Consider the following 14,537-nt stretch of genomic DNA (forward strand, 5'->3'; position numbering starts at 1 on the left):
ATCATATTTCTCCTTTAAATGGTGGCAACCAGCATAATACAGCTGTGCCATAGCCTTCTTTAGATATAAGCTCTACTGTCCCACCATGCTTTTCTATTATTTGTTTTGCAATATTTAAGCCTAGTCCAGTGCCTCGCTCCCCAGCCTTCGTTCGCGCTGTATCTGCTTGGTACATCGGCTCAAATAACTTCTCAATATTTTCTTTATTTACACCTTGCCCGCTATTTTGCACAATAATATACATGCCATCTTGCTTTGCCAGTGCTGGTACTACAAAATCAAAGCACCATATAGGACATTTCCCTACATTTACAGCTGCTAAACCTATCGTTGTACCTATTTCCCCATAGCGCCAAGCATTACTTATTAAATTGTCGATCACACGTTGAAGCTGCTTCGGATGTACTGCATAGATCCCCTCTATGTCACAAGTAACTGAAAGCGTAAATCCTTCATTCTCACATAGATGCTCGTAATCCGACAGTGCCATTTCAAAAAATTCTTCCCCATCTACTTCAACTAGCTCTAAATGATAGCTTGTAGATTGCAATAAAGTGTACATTAGTAAATCCTCTAACATCTGCTTCATTATGTCAGCCTTCGTTAAAATAATCTGTCGGTACTCGACTTGCTGTTCCTCTAATAACGCCTCGCCTTGCAAAGATTCTGCATATGCTTGAATAGCTGTAAGAGGTGTTTTTAAATCATGGGAAATGCTAGCAATCATTAGTTCCTTTTGCTGTTGTTCAGCTTTTAAGTGAGCTCGCGCAGTTTCTATTTCATCCTGCATAGCAAGAAAGGTTTGAGCAAGCTCCCCAATTTCATCTTTTCTTACCCCTAAATTCGATTCCGCATGCTCTCCCTTTGCAAAAGCTCGCATTTGCCGCATCAATTCATGCAACGGTCGATTTAATTTACGGTTAAGCAGCATCATTACTGCAAAATATATTAGGAGAAATAATAATATAGAGCCAGCTATTACAAGCCAAGAACGACTTTCTACGCCTTTTACCCAATCCGTCCTAACTAATTGAATTTCATATACCCCAAGCAATTCCTCATCTTGATAAACAGGTTCTTTATACGTAAAGGCATTGTACCTTTGCTTTAAATCGTATAAATCTTTAAATATACGGTCTTTCGATACAAATCCCGAATTCAATGGATTTGAGGAATACAAAACATAGCCAGATTTCGAATACAGTGTAATGGCTAACTGATCATTGGTTAGTACTTCAATATCTTTTATATCTGCATTTTTTTTATAATACACAGGATTGTTGAGTACAGATTTTACCTGATTAAGTTCTGTCCACTTTTCGATATATTCACTAAAGTTTTTATCTTGATAATAGGCGTTAATCCACACATAAAGGCCATATGCACCAGCTATAGGTAAAATCATCACGATAAAAAAAGTGATGAGTAACCAAGTTTTAATTTTCATAGCGGTTCCCCAATAAAGCAGTAGCCCTTGCCCCATACCGTTTGTATATAATACGGCGTTTTGACTGGGTCTTTTAGCTTTTCTCGTAGCGCCTTTATATGTACAGTGACTGTATGTGTTTCAACTACGCTCGCCTGTTGCCAAATATGCTGATAGAGCTCTTCTTTTGAAAAAGTTTGGCTTGGATTTTTCGCCAGTAATTTTAATAGAGCAAATTCCTTCTGTGTTAAGGCAAGCTCTTCTTCATTAAGGCGCACTGTTTCCTTTTGCCAATCAATCTTTAAGCCGTGTGCAAAGGATGTAACATCTTCTGATATTTCCTTTTTGTTATAACGTTTCCAGCGACGTAAGTGAGAAGCTACACGTGCCTTTAACTCCTCTAAGCTAAACGGTTTTGCTATATAATCATCAGCGCCCTGCAAGCCCTCAACCTTATCTGCCTCTTCCTTACGCGCACTCATCATTAAAATTGGCAGATCACTTTGCCAGCGAATATTTTGGCAAACAGTTAGGCCATCCATCTCAGGTAACATCCAATCGACTAACACTAAATCGAATGTATTTACTTGAAAATCTGCTAGTCCTTCAAGCCCTGTCGTTGCCCAAGTAACTTGGTAACCCTCTTGTTCAAGCGTATCCTTTACAATACGTCCAATCGCCGTATCATCCTCAATCAGTAATAGCTTTTCTCTCATCTGTTTTCCTCCTGTACTAACCTTACTATGTAAAAAGTCTTTTTATCCGAACTTTACACTTTCTTTATAATTACCATAGATTCTGCTATCCGTCGATTCGATATGGCTATCCGTCGAGCGGGGCGAGCTATCCGTCGTTTTGTCTTTTCTATCCGTCGTTCTGCCTGAACTTTCCGTCGTTTTGTCTTTTCTTTCCGACGTTCTGCCTGAACTTTCCGTCGCTTCGTCCTTTCTTTCCATCGTTCTGCCTGAACTTTCCGTCGAATTCTTTTCTATCCGTCGTTATGCTCGAGCTATCCGTCGCTTCGGCTTTTCTTTCCGCCACTCTGCCCTTTCTTTCCGTCGTTCTGCCTGGCCTTTCCGTCGCCTTCTTTTCTATCCGTCGTTCTGTTCGAGCTATCCGTCGCTTCGTCCTTTCTTTCCGTCACTCTGCCCTTTCTTTCCGTCGTTCCACCTGAACTTTCCGTCGCCTTCTTTTCTATCCGTCGTTCTGTTCGAGCTATCCGTCGCTTCGTCCTTTCTTTCCGTCACTCTGCCCTTTCTTTCCGTCGTTCTGCCTGAACTTTCCGTCGCCTTCTTTTCTATCCATCGTTATGCTCGAGCTATCCGTCGCTTCGGCTTTTCTTTCCGTCACTCTGCCCTTTCTTTCCGTCGTTCTACCAGGCCTTTCCGTCGCCTTCTTTTCTATCCGTCGTTATGCTCGAGCTATCCGTCGCCTCGTCCTTTCTTTCCGTCGTTCTGCCTGAACTTTCCGTCGCCTTCTTTTCTATCCGTCGTTATGCTCGAGCTATCCGTCACTCTGCCCTTTCTTTCCGTCGTTCTACCTGAACTTTCCGTCGCCTTCTTTTCTATCCAGCGTTCTGTTCGAGCTATCCGTCGCTTCGTCCTTTCTTTCCGTCACTCTGCCCTTTCTTTCCGTCGTTCTGCCTGAACTTTCCGTCGCCTTCTTTTCTATCCGTCGTTATGCTCGAGCTATCCGTCGCTTCGGCTTTTCTTTCCGTCACTCTGCCCTTTCTTTCCGTCGTTCTGCCTGAACTTTCCGTCGCCTTCTTTTCTATCCGTCGTTATGCTCGAGCTATCCGTCGCTTCGGCTTTTCTTTCCGTCACTCCGCCCTTTCTTTCCGTCGTTCCACCTGAACTTTCCGTCGCCTTCTTTTCTATCCGACGTTCTGTTCGAGCTTTCCGTCGCTTCGTCCTTTCTTTCCGTCACTCTGCCCTTTCTTTCCGTCGTTCTGCCTGAACTTTCCGTCGCCTTCTTTTCTATCCGTCGTTCTGCTCGAGCTTTCCGTCGCTTCGGCTTTTCTTTCCGTCACTCCGCCCTTTCTTTCCGTCGTTCCACCTGAACTTTCCGTCGCCTTCTTTTCTATCCGACGTTCTGTTCGAGCTTTCCGTCGCTTCGTCCTTTCTTTCCGTCACTCTGCCCTTTCTTTCAATCGCTCTGCTCGGCCTTTCCGTCTCTCCGGCTTTGCTAACCGTCGTTCTGCTCAGCCTTTCCATCACTTCGCCCTATCTTCCCGTCACTCTGCTCGTCTCTATCACTAAATAAAATCAAAAAAAGGAATGCACGCGAATTGTGCATTCCCTCTCATTATGTTAGAAAAATAAACTTAAGAAATAATAAATAGCTCCTGCCATGACTGCAGAAATTGGCATTGTGATCACCCATGTTGTCACAATTTTTCGTGCCATGCCCCATTTAACACCTTTTACACGATGTGCTGTTCCTACCCCCATGATGGATGAAGAAATAACATGTGTTGTAGATACTGGTAAGTGAATTAATGTCGCTCCAAAAATGATAGATGCAGAAGCAAGGTCAGCTGCAACCCCATTTACTGGACGAATTTTCATGATCTTACCACCAACTGTTTTGATGATTTTATAACCACCTACTGATGTACCAAGACCCATCGCACATGCTGCTGCAAAACGTACCCAGAAAGGAATATCATCACCTTGATGCAAGCCTCCTGCAATTAAAGCGAGCGTAATAATCCCCATCGCCTTTTGCGCATCGTTAGTACCGTGAGTAAATGATTGTAAAGCGGCTGTACCAATTTGCATCGTTCGGAAACCTTTATTCGTTCGATATAAATTCATATCCTTGAATATAACTTTAAATAAAGACATCATTAAGAAACCAGCTGCAAACGCAATTATTGGTGAGAACAGAAGCGCTTGAAGGATTTTTATAAAGCCGCTATAGTTTAAAGCATCAAAGCCTGCCGCTGCAATGGCAGCCCCTGCCACAGACCCAATCAATGTATGCGATGAACTAGACGGAATTCCAAAGTACCACGTTACTAAATTCCATGTGATCGCTGAAAATAATGCCGCTAAAATAACGACAGAACCTGTAGTATCTCCATCAAAAGCATTCAAGCTGTATGGGTCAACAATATCCTTTGTTAATGCTTTCGCTACCCCTACAAATGTAATAGCTCCGATGAAGTTCATACCCGCAGCCAAATATACTGCTGTTCGCGGCTTCAAAGCTCTTGTTGATACAGAAGTTGCGATCGCGTTGGCTGTATCATGGAAACCGTTAATAAAATCGAACACAAGTGCGAATATAACGATTAATATTGTTATTAGTAATATCGTATCCATTTCGTACACTCCATCTTACGCGTTACGCATAATTATTGTTTCAATTGTATTTGCTACTGTTTGACAGTAGTCTGCAATATCTTCAAATTGTTCGTAAATATCTTTGAACACGATGATACGCATTGGATCTTTTTCCTGGATAAATAATTGCTTCATTGAAGAACGGAAAATTTCATCACATTCACGCTCATAATCCTTAATTTGAATCGCATGTTTACGCATTTCCACAAGCTTTCTACTATTTAATAGCTCCATTGCTTGTACCATTTCATCTGTACTTTTCGCAATATATGTTAGGAATTGACGCATTGGCTCTGTCACTTCAGTTAAATTATACATATCAAAGTGAGCAATACAGCCTTCCATGCCGTCAATGACATCATCTAATTTATTAGCAAGAGCTAAAATATCCTCGCGCTCGATAGGCGTCATAAATGATTTATTCAGCATGACGATCAGCTCATGAATCAACTTATCTCCACTTTTTTCATATTGTTTCATTGTATCTGCGATCTCTTTCAGCGCATCTATATCTTGAATACGTGCATTATGTGCATAGTAGATGCCTTCATTAACATTTTTAGAAATGTTTAATAACGCCTTAAAAAATGGATCTTGCTTGTTTGAGTTGAACATAATGTTCCTCCTGTTGAAAGAATATAGTGGATTTCTGCAATCATCATAACAAAACTTTTACACAATTCTACATATTTTTAAACATAAACGAGTTGAATTTACAAAAATGTAATATAAAATTCGACACATTTATTTTTAAGTGCTTTTTCAAGTTGAAAACGTTGGTAACCTACTAATAAAAATCACCATATTTTCTTTAAATATTACCGTTTTTTCTTTTATTTTTATAAAAATACTTGAAAAAACTTTTTTCTCTTCAATTTTTTTCGCCTTTACAAATGTTAAGGGATTGTAAACGGTTTTTACATAAACATGTCGAGTTTCCATTGTTACTTATTACCATTCGTCGTGTTATGACAAAAAATGGCTAACATTTTTACTTGCAAGTAAGGTTGACTTTGAAAAGATTGCCAAAATAATACTTTTTTTACTCGTTCATTGGTGCATACACCATACACCTTGTTTCACCAGCTATTTTAAAGCCTCTAACGCTTGTTATGCTCTTCCTAGTTGCAACTTATACGGTTTTCAAGAAAGTTTGGGACCATACTAATTGAACTGACGTAATTTTCAATCAATTGACAAAATTCATGTGCATGCTATAATACTTTTGGGCTTCACCGCATTGAAGCGGAGAAGTGACTGTTAGGAGGATTAGCATGTTTCGAATTGAAGCAAAAAGTAACCCTCGATTTATCGAGGCAAGCTTCATTATATTATTAATTATTGCCACGATGGCATTCAGTATTGGGTATTTACAAGCGACACCCCATATACCTATTTTACTTGTCATTTCGCTTTTAATTGCCTATGGATTACTAAAAAAAGTTCCTTTTCGTGAGCTTGAAGCTGGTATGGTGGCAGGTGCCAGTGCTGGTCTTGGAGCTGTTTTTATTTTCTTCTTTATTGGTATTTTAATTTCAAGCTGGATTATGGGTGGTACAATCCCAACGCTTATCTACTACGGTTTCTTAACGGTTTCACCAAGCTTTTTCTTTGCCATCGTATTTTTGATTTGTAGTATCGTTGGTATTTCAGTTGGTAGTTCATTAACAACAGTTGCGACTGTGGGCGTTGCTTTTATGGGGATTGCAGGTGCAATGGACATCTCTTTAGCTATAACAGCCGGTGCGATTGTGTCCGGAGCTTTCTTTGGAGATAAGATGTCTCCGCTATCAGATACAACAAATCTTGCATCTGGTACAGTTGGCGTAGACCTTTTCGAGCATATTAAAAATATGGGTTGGACAACGATTCCAGCTTTCTTAATATCATTTGTTCTTTATGCAATATTATCGCCAACAGGAGCAGATACTTCATTTGACACAGTTGAGCAATTTAAAGAAGGATTACTGTCAACAGGACTTGTTCATTGGTATACATTATTACCAATTGTTGTTCTCGTTATTATGACATTTTATAAAGCACCTGCACTAATTACACTTGCAGTCGTTTCAATTATTGGTGTTGGAATTGCCTACATACAAGAACCGATTGCACTGTCGAATGTATTCAAAATGCTTTTTGATGGCTATGTCTCTAATACTGGTAATAAGGAAGTAGATGCATTGCTGACACGTGGTGGTATGAACAGTATGCTATTTACAATTGCCTTAGTTTTATTAGCATTAACAATGGGTGGTCTATTATTTACGCTCGGCATTATTCAAAGTATTTTATCGAAGGTGGAAGGTTTCTTTAAAAGTGCTGGATCTGTTATTACAGGCGCTGCCATTACAGGAATTGGTGTCAACACATTAATTGGTGAGCAATATTTATCCATCCTTCTTACTGGAGAAGCATTTAAAGCTCAATTTGAGAAGGTCGGACTTGCCCCTAAAAATCTATCTCGTGTCATGGAGGACGCAGGTACTGTAGTCAACCCTCTTGTTCCGTGGAGTGTTTGCGGTATTTTTATTGCTAGTGTACTAGATATACCAACAACTTCTTACCTGCCATATACCTTCTTCTGTCTACTCGGACCAATTTTAACAATCATCTTTGGTTGGAGTGGTAAAACATTAACGAAGCTTGAAAAATAAGATTGGTAGCTGATGAAAACGTCAGCTACCTTTTTTGTTGAGTATCTTTCATGTTAAACTGTAAATTAATAGTAGCCGTATTTGAAATTGAGGTGTTAAATAGAAATGCGAACATGTTGTTTTAAAATGAATTTACCATTAGAAGATGCTAAAAAAAGATATTGCGATTGGATAGATGAAGAAATTGATCAATCAGTACATATTGCAGAACATGAAGATGGATGGACATATTTTGTAGACTTAGAAGGAGAAGCGTTCTTTGGTTTAACAAATGAATCTTGGATGGAACTTGCAATGGATCATTCTGTTACTTATGCATACTACGATGAGGATTTTAATGCAGAGCTAATAGTAATAGAAAATGGCAAGTTAATACGAGAATTTTCACTTTATGAAGATGAACCAGATGCTCATGTGAATTTTGGCACATTTGAATATGAAAAAAGTTCTCCAATAGAAGATTGGAATGATGTAGCAACTTTTCTTGAAACGGAATTGACTATTTAATGAAGGAGCCGTTATTGCTAATGCAGGTAAACGATCATGGCGATATCGTACATAGCCTGCCCCCTTCTATATTCCAATGTGGAATCAAAACTGATCATTTTCCGCATTTCTGTTCACCTAAACTCTCTGTTATGCTCAAACAAAGGAGATGAAGAGAAATGTCAACAACATGGAATGCCAATTTATATGATCAAAAGCATGACTTTGTTTCAAAATTTGGAGGAAGCTTAGTGGACTTACTTGCCCCTCAAGAAAATGAAGAAATTTTAGATGTTGGTTGTGGCACAGGTGATTTAGCACGTGATATTGCAGGACTTGGTGCCAATGTGCAAGGGATAGATGCCTCCCACGACATGATTATCGCTGCACAGCAAAAATATCCAGACATTAAGTTTTACACACTGGATGCTGCCGCACTTCACATAACAAATCAATTTAATGCCGTCTTCTCAAACGCTGCACTCCATTGGATGAAACAGCAGGATCAAGTCATTCAAAATATTTACAACTCCCTTAAACAAGGTGGCCGATTCGTTGCAGAAATGGGTGGACACGGTAATATTGCTTCTATTGTATGGGCATTACAAAAAAGTATGGAGGATTTAAATCTGTCTTATATAGAGGAATATTTCCCATGGTACTTCCCTACTTTAGAAGAATACCAGTCGAAATTAGAAGATGCTGGTTTTACGGTTGAAATGATTACGTTATATGAGCGCCCAACCCCACTTCAAGGTGACGATGGGCTACGCAATTGGCTAATGATGTTCAGCAATAATATGCTCCAGCATTTATCAGAAGCTGAAAAAGAACAGATCTATGCAAAATGTGAAGAATTATTAAAGCCTGTGTCTTATCAGGATAATCAATGGATTGCTGATTATAGGCGATTACGATTTGTTGCTATTAAGTGAAACTATAAAAAAATAATAAGGGAAAAGGTTACTTTCTTTAAGGTAACCTTTTTCCTTGTTATGAACGAGGGAATAAAATAACCATTACGCCAATTAAACAAATGCCTGCTCCAACCCAGTCCAAGACGTCTGGTTTTTTGCCGTCTATTCCCCAACCCCACAAAATGGAAAGGACAATAAAGACACCTCCATAGGCTGCATAAACCCTTCCAAAGGTCGGGAAGGATTGAAAAGTTGCGACAACCCCGTATAAAGCTAAGGCAATACCACCTATAATACCCCAATAAAATGGTTTACCTTCTCTTAACCACAGCCAAATTAGATAGCCGCCTCCAATTTCGCCTATTCCTGCGAGGATAAATAATAATGTTGCACTAATCATTTTTTTCACACTTTCTATATATGTTTAAAAGTAGATTTGCATTATCTGCTCTATTTTACATAAAAGCACGCTACTATTAATTAATGAAATCAAATAATTTCGCTTTTCTCCTGTGTAACGATGGGTAAGATATATAAAAGGAGGGATGCAAAATATTGAACGTTGATATCGCTATTATGTTTTACTATACTCCTCTTACTTGTAACATAATTTTAGATATGTTGCAGTCTTTAGAAGGCTTCATATTAGCTGTCTGTCTTTTATTTATACCAACTTGGTTTTACATTTTTGAAATGCTGATGATCATCTAGGAAGATATTAATTTTATTTCGCATATTATCCATATCTGCTGGAATTGTTTTTAATGTCCATACAACTGTTGAAAAAACACACATGGCTAGATATAAACTATACAAAGTCCAAAATTCATCACTTGGTTCTTCTCCATTAAAATAACCTTTTATTTGACCAATGGAAAAAGGAATGCTAATATTTCGTGTGAAAATACCGATTTTCACAAATTCATGAATCGGATCACCCCAATCATATCTCCCAAAATCAATAATTCCTTTTAATTTCCCTTCCTGTGCAATTAAATTACTTGGGTGATAGTCATCATGCTGAAATATATTAGGGCGATTTTCCATCAACAACATATGATTATCTATAAATTGTAGGATTTTTTCATCTTGATCAATTTTTATTGGGCATGCTAGATAACCCTCCACATATTTTTTATGCTTTAAACTTTTTCGTTCATACCATGGTTCTATATGTTTAGGTGCTTGTATCTTATGTAGGTTCAAAAGCTCTTGTCCTGCTTCAAAACCTAATTGATATTGTTCTTTTTCTGTTAATACTAACAACTCAGCTTCAACATCATTCCCATCCACATAAGTGGTTACCAAATAACCGTGATCTTGAATTTTTCCAATCTCACATGCTTTTATTGCTTTATTTGTATAAGTCTCAACTGTCTTTAGTATTGCAAACTCCTTTTCTCTATCTTCAAATTGACTGATTGGAAAAAATCTTATCATATATTTTTCATCGCTATTTTTTAGAGAAATGAAATACTTTTCATCTGAAGAAAATCCCTTATTAATTTTCTTGAATTCTTTATAGTCTTTTAGCAAAGGCATTTCATTCAATAATTGTTCAATCATATATTTCCTCCTTTAGATAATATATTGATTCGAAATCAAATTTCGATGTTTAGAGACTATATAAGCAAAGGCGCTCCTTAGCCTTTAGTACAATCCCCAGTATGTAATCGTATCGGTTATACCTAAAATGATTAAAATAAAGCCCGCAACCATCTGAATCACTCTCCCCATTTTCATGCTTGTCCGCATAATGAGCCTTTTTGCATCGAATAAATGAATAAGCCCCAGCATTACCAGAAGTGGCACAGAGGTTGCTAAACCAAAAATGGCTGGCAAAGGCTAAACCATACGAAGAGGTTGCGACTGTTGGCATTAACCAAACAAAGAACAGAACAAACATCGTAGGACAAAACGCTATGGAAAAACTAGCACCCATCAGAAAGGAGCCAACTTTCCCCTCTTTTAAAACAGTCGGAAAAAACGAGGGAATTCGATTCAGAAATTTTAGTTTTAAAATGCCAATCAGCACGAGTCCTGTGATCAGCAGTATCGGACCAATTGCTTGGCGAAAAATAGGGAAATACTTAGTCATCTTCGTTTCAAAGGACTGACCAAATAACCAAGCAAAACAGCCGATAAAACTAAATACAACGACTTTCCCCAATATAAAAAACATAATTTCTTGCCAATTACTTTTCATTTGAATCGCTCGATTCCCATAAAAAGTGATAGCACTCATATTCCCCGTTAACTGACAAGGTGCTAATGCGCCTATTAATCCAAGTAGAATGGCCATAATGAACGGAGAATGTTCATAGGAATTTAAAAATATTGAAATAGGTCCGCTTATAAACTCGCTTATGTTCGACATCATACTATACATTTAGAAACACCTTCTATTTTTAATTATATAACTTTCCGCTTGATCTAGTATAAAAGGAATATATGAATAAATGATGCAGATTTGCTTTACAATGTTGTTTGAAGAAAAACGTTGACCAAATGATGTCTAAGTAAAAAGGCTCATTAAGAACGCTAGTCTAAAGCCGCCCCATTGTAGTCGGAATGGCAAACGGCTAAGAATGCCTCAATATCCGCTGACAAATATTTTGATAAAAAATAAGTGTTCGATACAATATGGGAAAACTCCTGTACCGAATAGCTATGAAGCAATTGCTGCTGAAATTCTGCCTCGATCACACTCTTTGGTAAAAAAGCGATACCTAATCCTTGTTTGACAAAGTTTTTGATGACCTCTGTTTGATTGATACGCATGCTTTTATAGCTTGGGAATTGTTGCAATACTTGTTGTATGTCTTGCCAGTACGGTGCGTATTCATGTGTTAAAATGATTTCCTGCTGTAAAAGAGTCAGTGCATCTGTCGCTCTTTTTGACATCGAAGCAATTAATTGAAGTGGTTCCTGCGTGAGAAGGACTGCTAGAATGTCTCGAGTCGATGTCAATTTTGATAAACCGATATCTACTACGCCTGCATATACCGCTTCTCCGATTTCATTGGATTTTAACAGTTCGATCGTGATTTGAATGGAAGGTCTTTGCTGCTGAAATGCGTGAATAATTACTGGTAATGTGGAATTGGCGATTTGAGGTGCAACACCAATTGTTAACTGAGACGTATACCCATCCATAAAGGACGCAGTATTTTGTAATCCTTCATCAATTGTTGCAATCATTTTCTCTGCTTGTAGTAAAAAATGGACACCAATATGATTTAATTTCACCTGCTTACCCTGTCTTTCAAAAAGTGTTGTTTGAAGTTCTTTTTCTAGATGCTGCATATGCTTCGATACTGTCGATTGCGTAATAAAACGTTGTTCTGCCGTCTCTCGAAAATTCTCTGTTTTCGCAGCAACAATAAAAGTTCGTAACCATTCTGTTTCCATAAATAGGCCTCTCTAGTTTTTCATTCATTATATCGAAATCTATTTACGTATTGAAACCTTTTTATGTCTTTTTTCAACAAAGCATTAACCGTCCGTTTGTCGATTTATTTTATTACTATCAGAAAATCTAAGAAAAAAAGTAGTTGAAGCTCTACATTTACTTGTATCTTCAACTACTTTTTTATCTTATCTCATCGTCTAAAACGTTTAGTTAACGGCTACTTGTGTGAATTCTCCTCTTCTTGCAAATCTGTTAGAATAATAACATTTGGATGTTTCGATAAAACACTTGCTGGTACATCTTCTGTATATTCAGACGCAAGCACACGTTCTAATACATCACGTTTTGCTTCTCCGACAGCGATTAACAAAATACACTTTGCGCGCATAATGGATTGAATCCCCATCGTCAATGCTTGGGTTGGAACTTCATCGATTGATTCAAAGAAGCGTGCATTTGCTTGGCGAGTTGATTGTGCAAGCGTCACAAGATGTGTGAAAGAATCAAATGGCGTTCCTGGTTCATTGAAACCGATATGACCGTTTTGTCCGATGCCAAGCAATTGGAAATCTAATGGATGCTGCTGTAATAAAGATTCATAGCGTGCAGCTTCCTCTGCTGGATGATCCGCTAAACCATTCGGTAAATAGGATTCTTTAAATGGTTTATGACGAAATAAATGGTGATCCATATAACATGCATAGCTTTGTTCATGTTTAGCACATAGTCCAACATATTCGTCTAAATTAAAGCTAATACAATTAGAAAAATCAACATCGATTTCACGGATTTTAGCATACAGCGGTTCCATCGTACCACCTGTAGCTAGACCGAACGTTGTGGCACCGCTTATTTTAGCTTTTTCTATAATATCTACTGCACGCGTGTATACATCTTCTTTTGAAGAAAAACGTTCCAATTTCAATTCCTTATTCCCCCTCTTTTAGGCTGTTTGCTATTTATTAATCGAAATAATATTAGTAGAACCTGCTCGTTGGAAACCTGATTTAGTAAGTGTTACTTCCTGTCCAACTAAACTTGTGAAAACAACTGGTGTAATGATAGAAGGCACTTTGTCTTTAATAGTCTCTAAGTCTACTATTAATAACGGATCGCCGCATTGAATGACTTGACCAGCTGTAACCAACGTTTCAAAGCCTTCACCATTTAAGTTGACAGTATCTATGCCTCCCTTCGGTATAGTTGTCTATACCAATTAATTTACTGTCTATTATAATCTTCATCCTGCGAAAAATAAATGTTTTTCTGAATTTTCAATATGTATATCCCTTGTATAATTCATCTTGTAAACGTCGATAGAATCTACTTCTAGTGCCTTTTCGGTATTTTTTATGGTGACGGATAAATATGCCTCTCTTGTTTTCAGTTATGAAGACGAAACTTTTTTACATCTTGAAACCTTTTCCAAAAATTTTCGTATGTATAATTATTAAAGTCAATAGGAGGAATACAAATGTCTTTTTTTAACAAAGCACTTGCAAGTATTGGGATTGGCTCGGCAACAGTCGATACAATGCTAGAAAAGTCTACATACCAGGCAGGAGAAGTTATGCGTGGTGAAATCGTTGTGCAAGGTGGGAATGTTGAGCAGCAAGTCGATACCATTTTTTTATCGGTGAATACTACTTATATTCGAGAATCTAATGACCATAAATATACGGAAGTCGTAGCGCTACAAAAAGTTAAAGTAACGGAGCCATTTGTGATTGCTGCTGGTGAAAAGAAAGTAATTCCCTTTTCTTTAACATTGCCATTCGAAACACCTATTACAGCGGGCAAAACACAAGTATGGATTCAAACAGGGCTTGATATTAAAAACGCAGTAGATCCTCATGATAAAGATTATATTCGTGTCCAGCCTACAGACCTCGCAGCACATATTCTCGATGCCATTAATGGACTTGGATTCCGTTTACGCGAAGCAGAATGTGAGCAGGCGCCAGCTCGATTCCGTGGGTACTATCCTTTCATCCAAGAGTTTGAATTTGTGCCAACTGGGCAATTTAGAGGACATTTAGATGAGCTTGAAATCGTCTTTTTATCTCAAACTAATCATTCAGTAGAATTACTCATGCAAATTGATCGAAAAGTAAGAGGTATTGGTAGCTTCTTCTCTGAAGCTTTAGATATGGACGAAAGCAATGTTAGAACAACGATTACGATACAGGACTTACCAACTATTCAAGCAAAGCTACAGCAAATTATCTCTAAACATTTGTAGCCCTTGATGAATCTAAGAATTAAAAAAACACGGTATGAAAGTCGATTTCA

Annotated in this window: 15 protein-coding genes and 1 pseudogene; 6 read left to right on the forward strand and 10 right to left on the reverse strand. The window is 38.0% G+C overall.

The window, feature by feature from the left end; genetic code table 11:
* Window position 1: 1 nt before the first annotated feature.
* Window positions 2-1,447, reverse strand: a complete 1,446-nt coding sequence (locus ACB089_RS15320; RefSeq protein WP_374967173.1) for an ATP-binding protein — start codon at window positions 1,445-1,447, stop codon at window positions 2-4.
* The gene (locus ACB089_RS15325; protein WP_374967174.1) at window positions 1,444-2,142 is read right to left on the reverse strand and encodes a response regulator transcription factor; all 699 of its coding nucleotides are present in this window, start codon (window positions 2,140-2,142) and stop codon (window positions 1,444-1,446) included. The genes ACB089_RS15320 and ACB089_RS15325 overlap by 4 nt, the downstream gene beginning before the upstream one ends.
* A gap of 139 nt (window positions 2,143-2,281) precedes the next feature.
* Here ACB089_RS15325 and ACB089_RS15330 point away from each other — a divergent pair, with 139 nt between their 5' ends.
* Window positions 2,282-3,073: a hypothetical protein gene (locus tag ACB089_RS15330; protein ID WP_374967175.1), complete on the forward strand. Its 792-nt coding sequence runs from the start codon at window positions 2,282-2,284 to the stop codon at window positions 3,071-3,073.
* Between the two features lie 32 nt (window positions 3,074-3,105).
* Window positions 3,106-3,279: a hypothetical protein gene (locus ACB089_RS15335; protein ID WP_374967176.1), complete on the forward strand. Its 174-nt coding sequence runs from the start codon at window positions 3,106-3,108 to the stop codon at window positions 3,277-3,279.
* A gap of 456 nt (window positions 3,280-3,735) precedes the next feature.
* On the opposite strand, the gene ACB089_RS15340 is transcribed toward ACB089_RS15335, so the two are convergent.
* Together ACB089_RS15340 and ACB089_RS15345 are read right to left on the reverse strand one after the other, a co-directional pair.
* Window positions 3,736-4,752, reverse strand: a complete 1,017-nt coding sequence (locus tag ACB089_RS15340) for an anion permease (protein WP_374967177.1) — start codon at window positions 4,750-4,752, stop codon at window positions 3,736-3,738.
* Window positions 4,753-4,767: 15 nt separating this feature from the next.
* Window positions 4,768-5,388, reverse strand: coding sequence for a DUF47 domain-containing protein (locus tag ACB089_RS15345; RefSeq protein WP_374967178.1), 621 nt, complete (start codon window positions 5,386-5,388; stop codon window positions 4,768-4,770).
* Between the two features lie 659 nt (window positions 5,389-6,047).
* On the opposite strand from ACB089_RS15345, the gene nhaC reads away from it, so the two are divergent.
* The 3 genes from nhaC to ACB089_RS15360 all read left to right on the forward strand — a co-directional run bounded on the left by nhaC (window position 6,048) and on the right by ACB089_RS15360 (window position 8,851).
* A complete protein-coding gene (nhaC, locus tag ACB089_RS15350; protein WP_374967179.1) occupies window positions 6,048-7,430 on the forward strand; it encodes a Na+/H+ antiporter NhaC in 1,383 nt (460 codons plus the stop codon).
* 105 nt (window positions 7,431-7,535) lie between these two features.
* On the forward strand, window positions 7,536-7,937 hold the full coding sequence (locus tag ACB089_RS15355) for a hypothetical protein (protein WP_374967180.1): 402 nt from the start codon (window positions 7,536-7,538) through the stop codon (window positions 7,935-7,937).
* Window positions 7,938-8,095: 158 nt separating this feature from the next.
* The gene (locus ACB089_RS15360; RefSeq protein ID WP_374967181.1) at window positions 8,096-8,851 is read left to right on the forward strand and encodes a class I SAM-dependent methyltransferase; all 756 of its coding nucleotides are present in this window, start codon (window positions 8,096-8,098) and stop codon (window positions 8,849-8,851) included.
* 58 nt (window positions 8,852-8,909) lie between these two features.
* Here the strand turns inward: ACB089_RS15360 and ACB089_RS15365 are convergent, their stop codons facing one another.
* The 6 genes and pseudogenes from ACB089_RS15365 to ACB089_RS15390 form a co-directional block, all read right to left on the reverse strand.
* A complete protein-coding gene (locus ACB089_RS15365; RefSeq protein WP_374967182.1) occupies window positions 8,910-9,233 on the reverse strand; it encodes a YnfA family protein in 324 nt (107 codons plus the stop codon).
* A 260-nt stretch (window positions 9,234-9,493) separates the two neighbouring features.
* The gene (locus ACB089_RS15370) at window positions 9,494-10,399 is read right to left on the reverse strand and encodes an aminoglycoside phosphotransferase family protein (protein ID WP_374967183.1); all 906 of its coding nucleotides are present in this window, start codon (window positions 10,397-10,399) and stop codon (window positions 9,494-9,496) included.
* Between the two features lie 84 nt (window positions 10,400-10,483).
* Window positions 10,484-11,222: pseudogene (locus ACB089_RS15375) on the reverse strand (sulfite exporter TauE/SafE family protein).
* Window positions 11,223-11,374: 152 nt separating this feature from the next.
* Window positions 11,375-12,244, reverse strand: coding sequence for a LysR family transcriptional regulator (locus ACB089_RS15380; RefSeq protein ID WP_374967184.1), 870 nt, complete (start codon window positions 12,242-12,244; stop codon window positions 11,375-11,377).
* Between the two features lie 218 nt (window positions 12,245-12,462).
* Window positions 12,463-13,170, reverse strand: a complete 708-nt coding sequence (locus ACB089_RS15385) for a glucosamine-6-phosphate deaminase (protein WP_374967185.1) — start codon at window positions 13,168-13,170, stop codon at window positions 12,463-12,465.
* 30 nt (window positions 13,171-13,200) lie between these two features.
* Entirely contained in the window at window positions 13,201-13,446 is a 246-nt protein-coding gene (locus ACB089_RS15390; RefSeq protein WP_374967576.1) for a PTS glucose transporter subunit IIA, read from the reverse strand.
* 273 nt (window positions 13,447-13,719) lie between these two features.
* Between ACB089_RS15390 and ACB089_RS15395 the strand changes: the two genes are divergently transcribed.
* Window positions 13,720-14,487 carry a sporulation protein gene (locus tag ACB089_RS15395; protein WP_374967186.1) on the forward strand — a complete coding sequence of 256 codons (768 nt, stop codon included), beginning with the start codon at window positions 13,720-13,722 and terminating at the stop codon, window positions 14,485-14,487.
* Window positions 14,488-14,537 lie beyond the last annotated feature (50 nt).

Origin of the sequence: Lysinibacillus sp. RS10 (assembly GCF_041956855.1) — a bacterium.
GTDB lineage: Bacteria > Bacillota > Bacilli > Bacillales_A > Planococcaceae > Lysinibacillus > Lysinibacillus xylanilyticus_A.

Excerpts from the sequence above, each read along its gene's own strand:
- ACB089_RS15320 (WP_374967173.1), bottom strand. The coding sequence starts at position 1,447 with ATGAAAATTAAAACTTGGTTACTCATCACTTTTTTTATCGTGATGATT.
- ACB089_RS15325 (WP_374967174.1), bottom strand. The coding sequence starts at position 2,142 with ATGAGAGAAAAGCTATTACTGATTGAGGATGATACGGCGATTGGACGT.
- ACB089_RS15335 (WP_374967176.1), top strand. The coding sequence starts at position 3,106 with ATGCTCGAGCTATCCGTCGCTTCGGCTTTTCTTTCCGTCACTCTGCCC.
- ACB089_RS15340 (WP_374967177.1), bottom strand. The coding sequence starts at position 4,752 with ATGGATACGATATTACTAATAACAATATTAATCGTTATATTCGCACTT.
- ACB089_RS15345 (WP_374967178.1), bottom strand. The coding sequence starts at position 5,388 with ATGTTCAACTCAAACAAGCAAGATCCATTTTTTAAGGCGTTATTAAAC.
- nhaC (WP_374967179.1), top strand. The coding sequence starts at position 6,048 with ATGTTTCGAATTGAAGCAAAAAGTAACCCTCGATTTATCGAGGCAAGC.
- ACB089_RS15355 (WP_374967180.1), top strand. The coding sequence starts at position 7,536 with ATGCGAACATGTTGTTTTAAAATGAATTTACCATTAGAAGATGCTAAA.
- ACB089_RS15360 (WP_374967181.1), top strand. The coding sequence starts at position 8,096 with ATGTCAACAACATGGAATGCCAATTTATATGATCAAAAGCATGACTTT.
- ACB089_RS15365 (WP_374967182.1), bottom strand. The coding sequence starts at position 9,233 with ATGATTAGTGCAACATTATTATTTATCCTCGCAGGAATAGGCGAAATT.
- ACB089_RS15370 (WP_374967183.1), bottom strand. The coding sequence starts at position 10,399 with ATGATTGAACAATTATTGAATGAAATGCCTTTGCTAAAAGACTATAAA.
- ACB089_RS15380 (WP_374967184.1), bottom strand. The coding sequence starts at position 12,244 with ATGGAAACAGAATGGTTACGAACTTTTATTGTTGCTGCGAAAACAGAG.
- ACB089_RS15395 (WP_374967186.1), top strand. The coding sequence starts at position 13,720 with ATGTCTTTTTTTAACAAAGCACTTGCAAGTATTGGGATTGGCTCGGCA.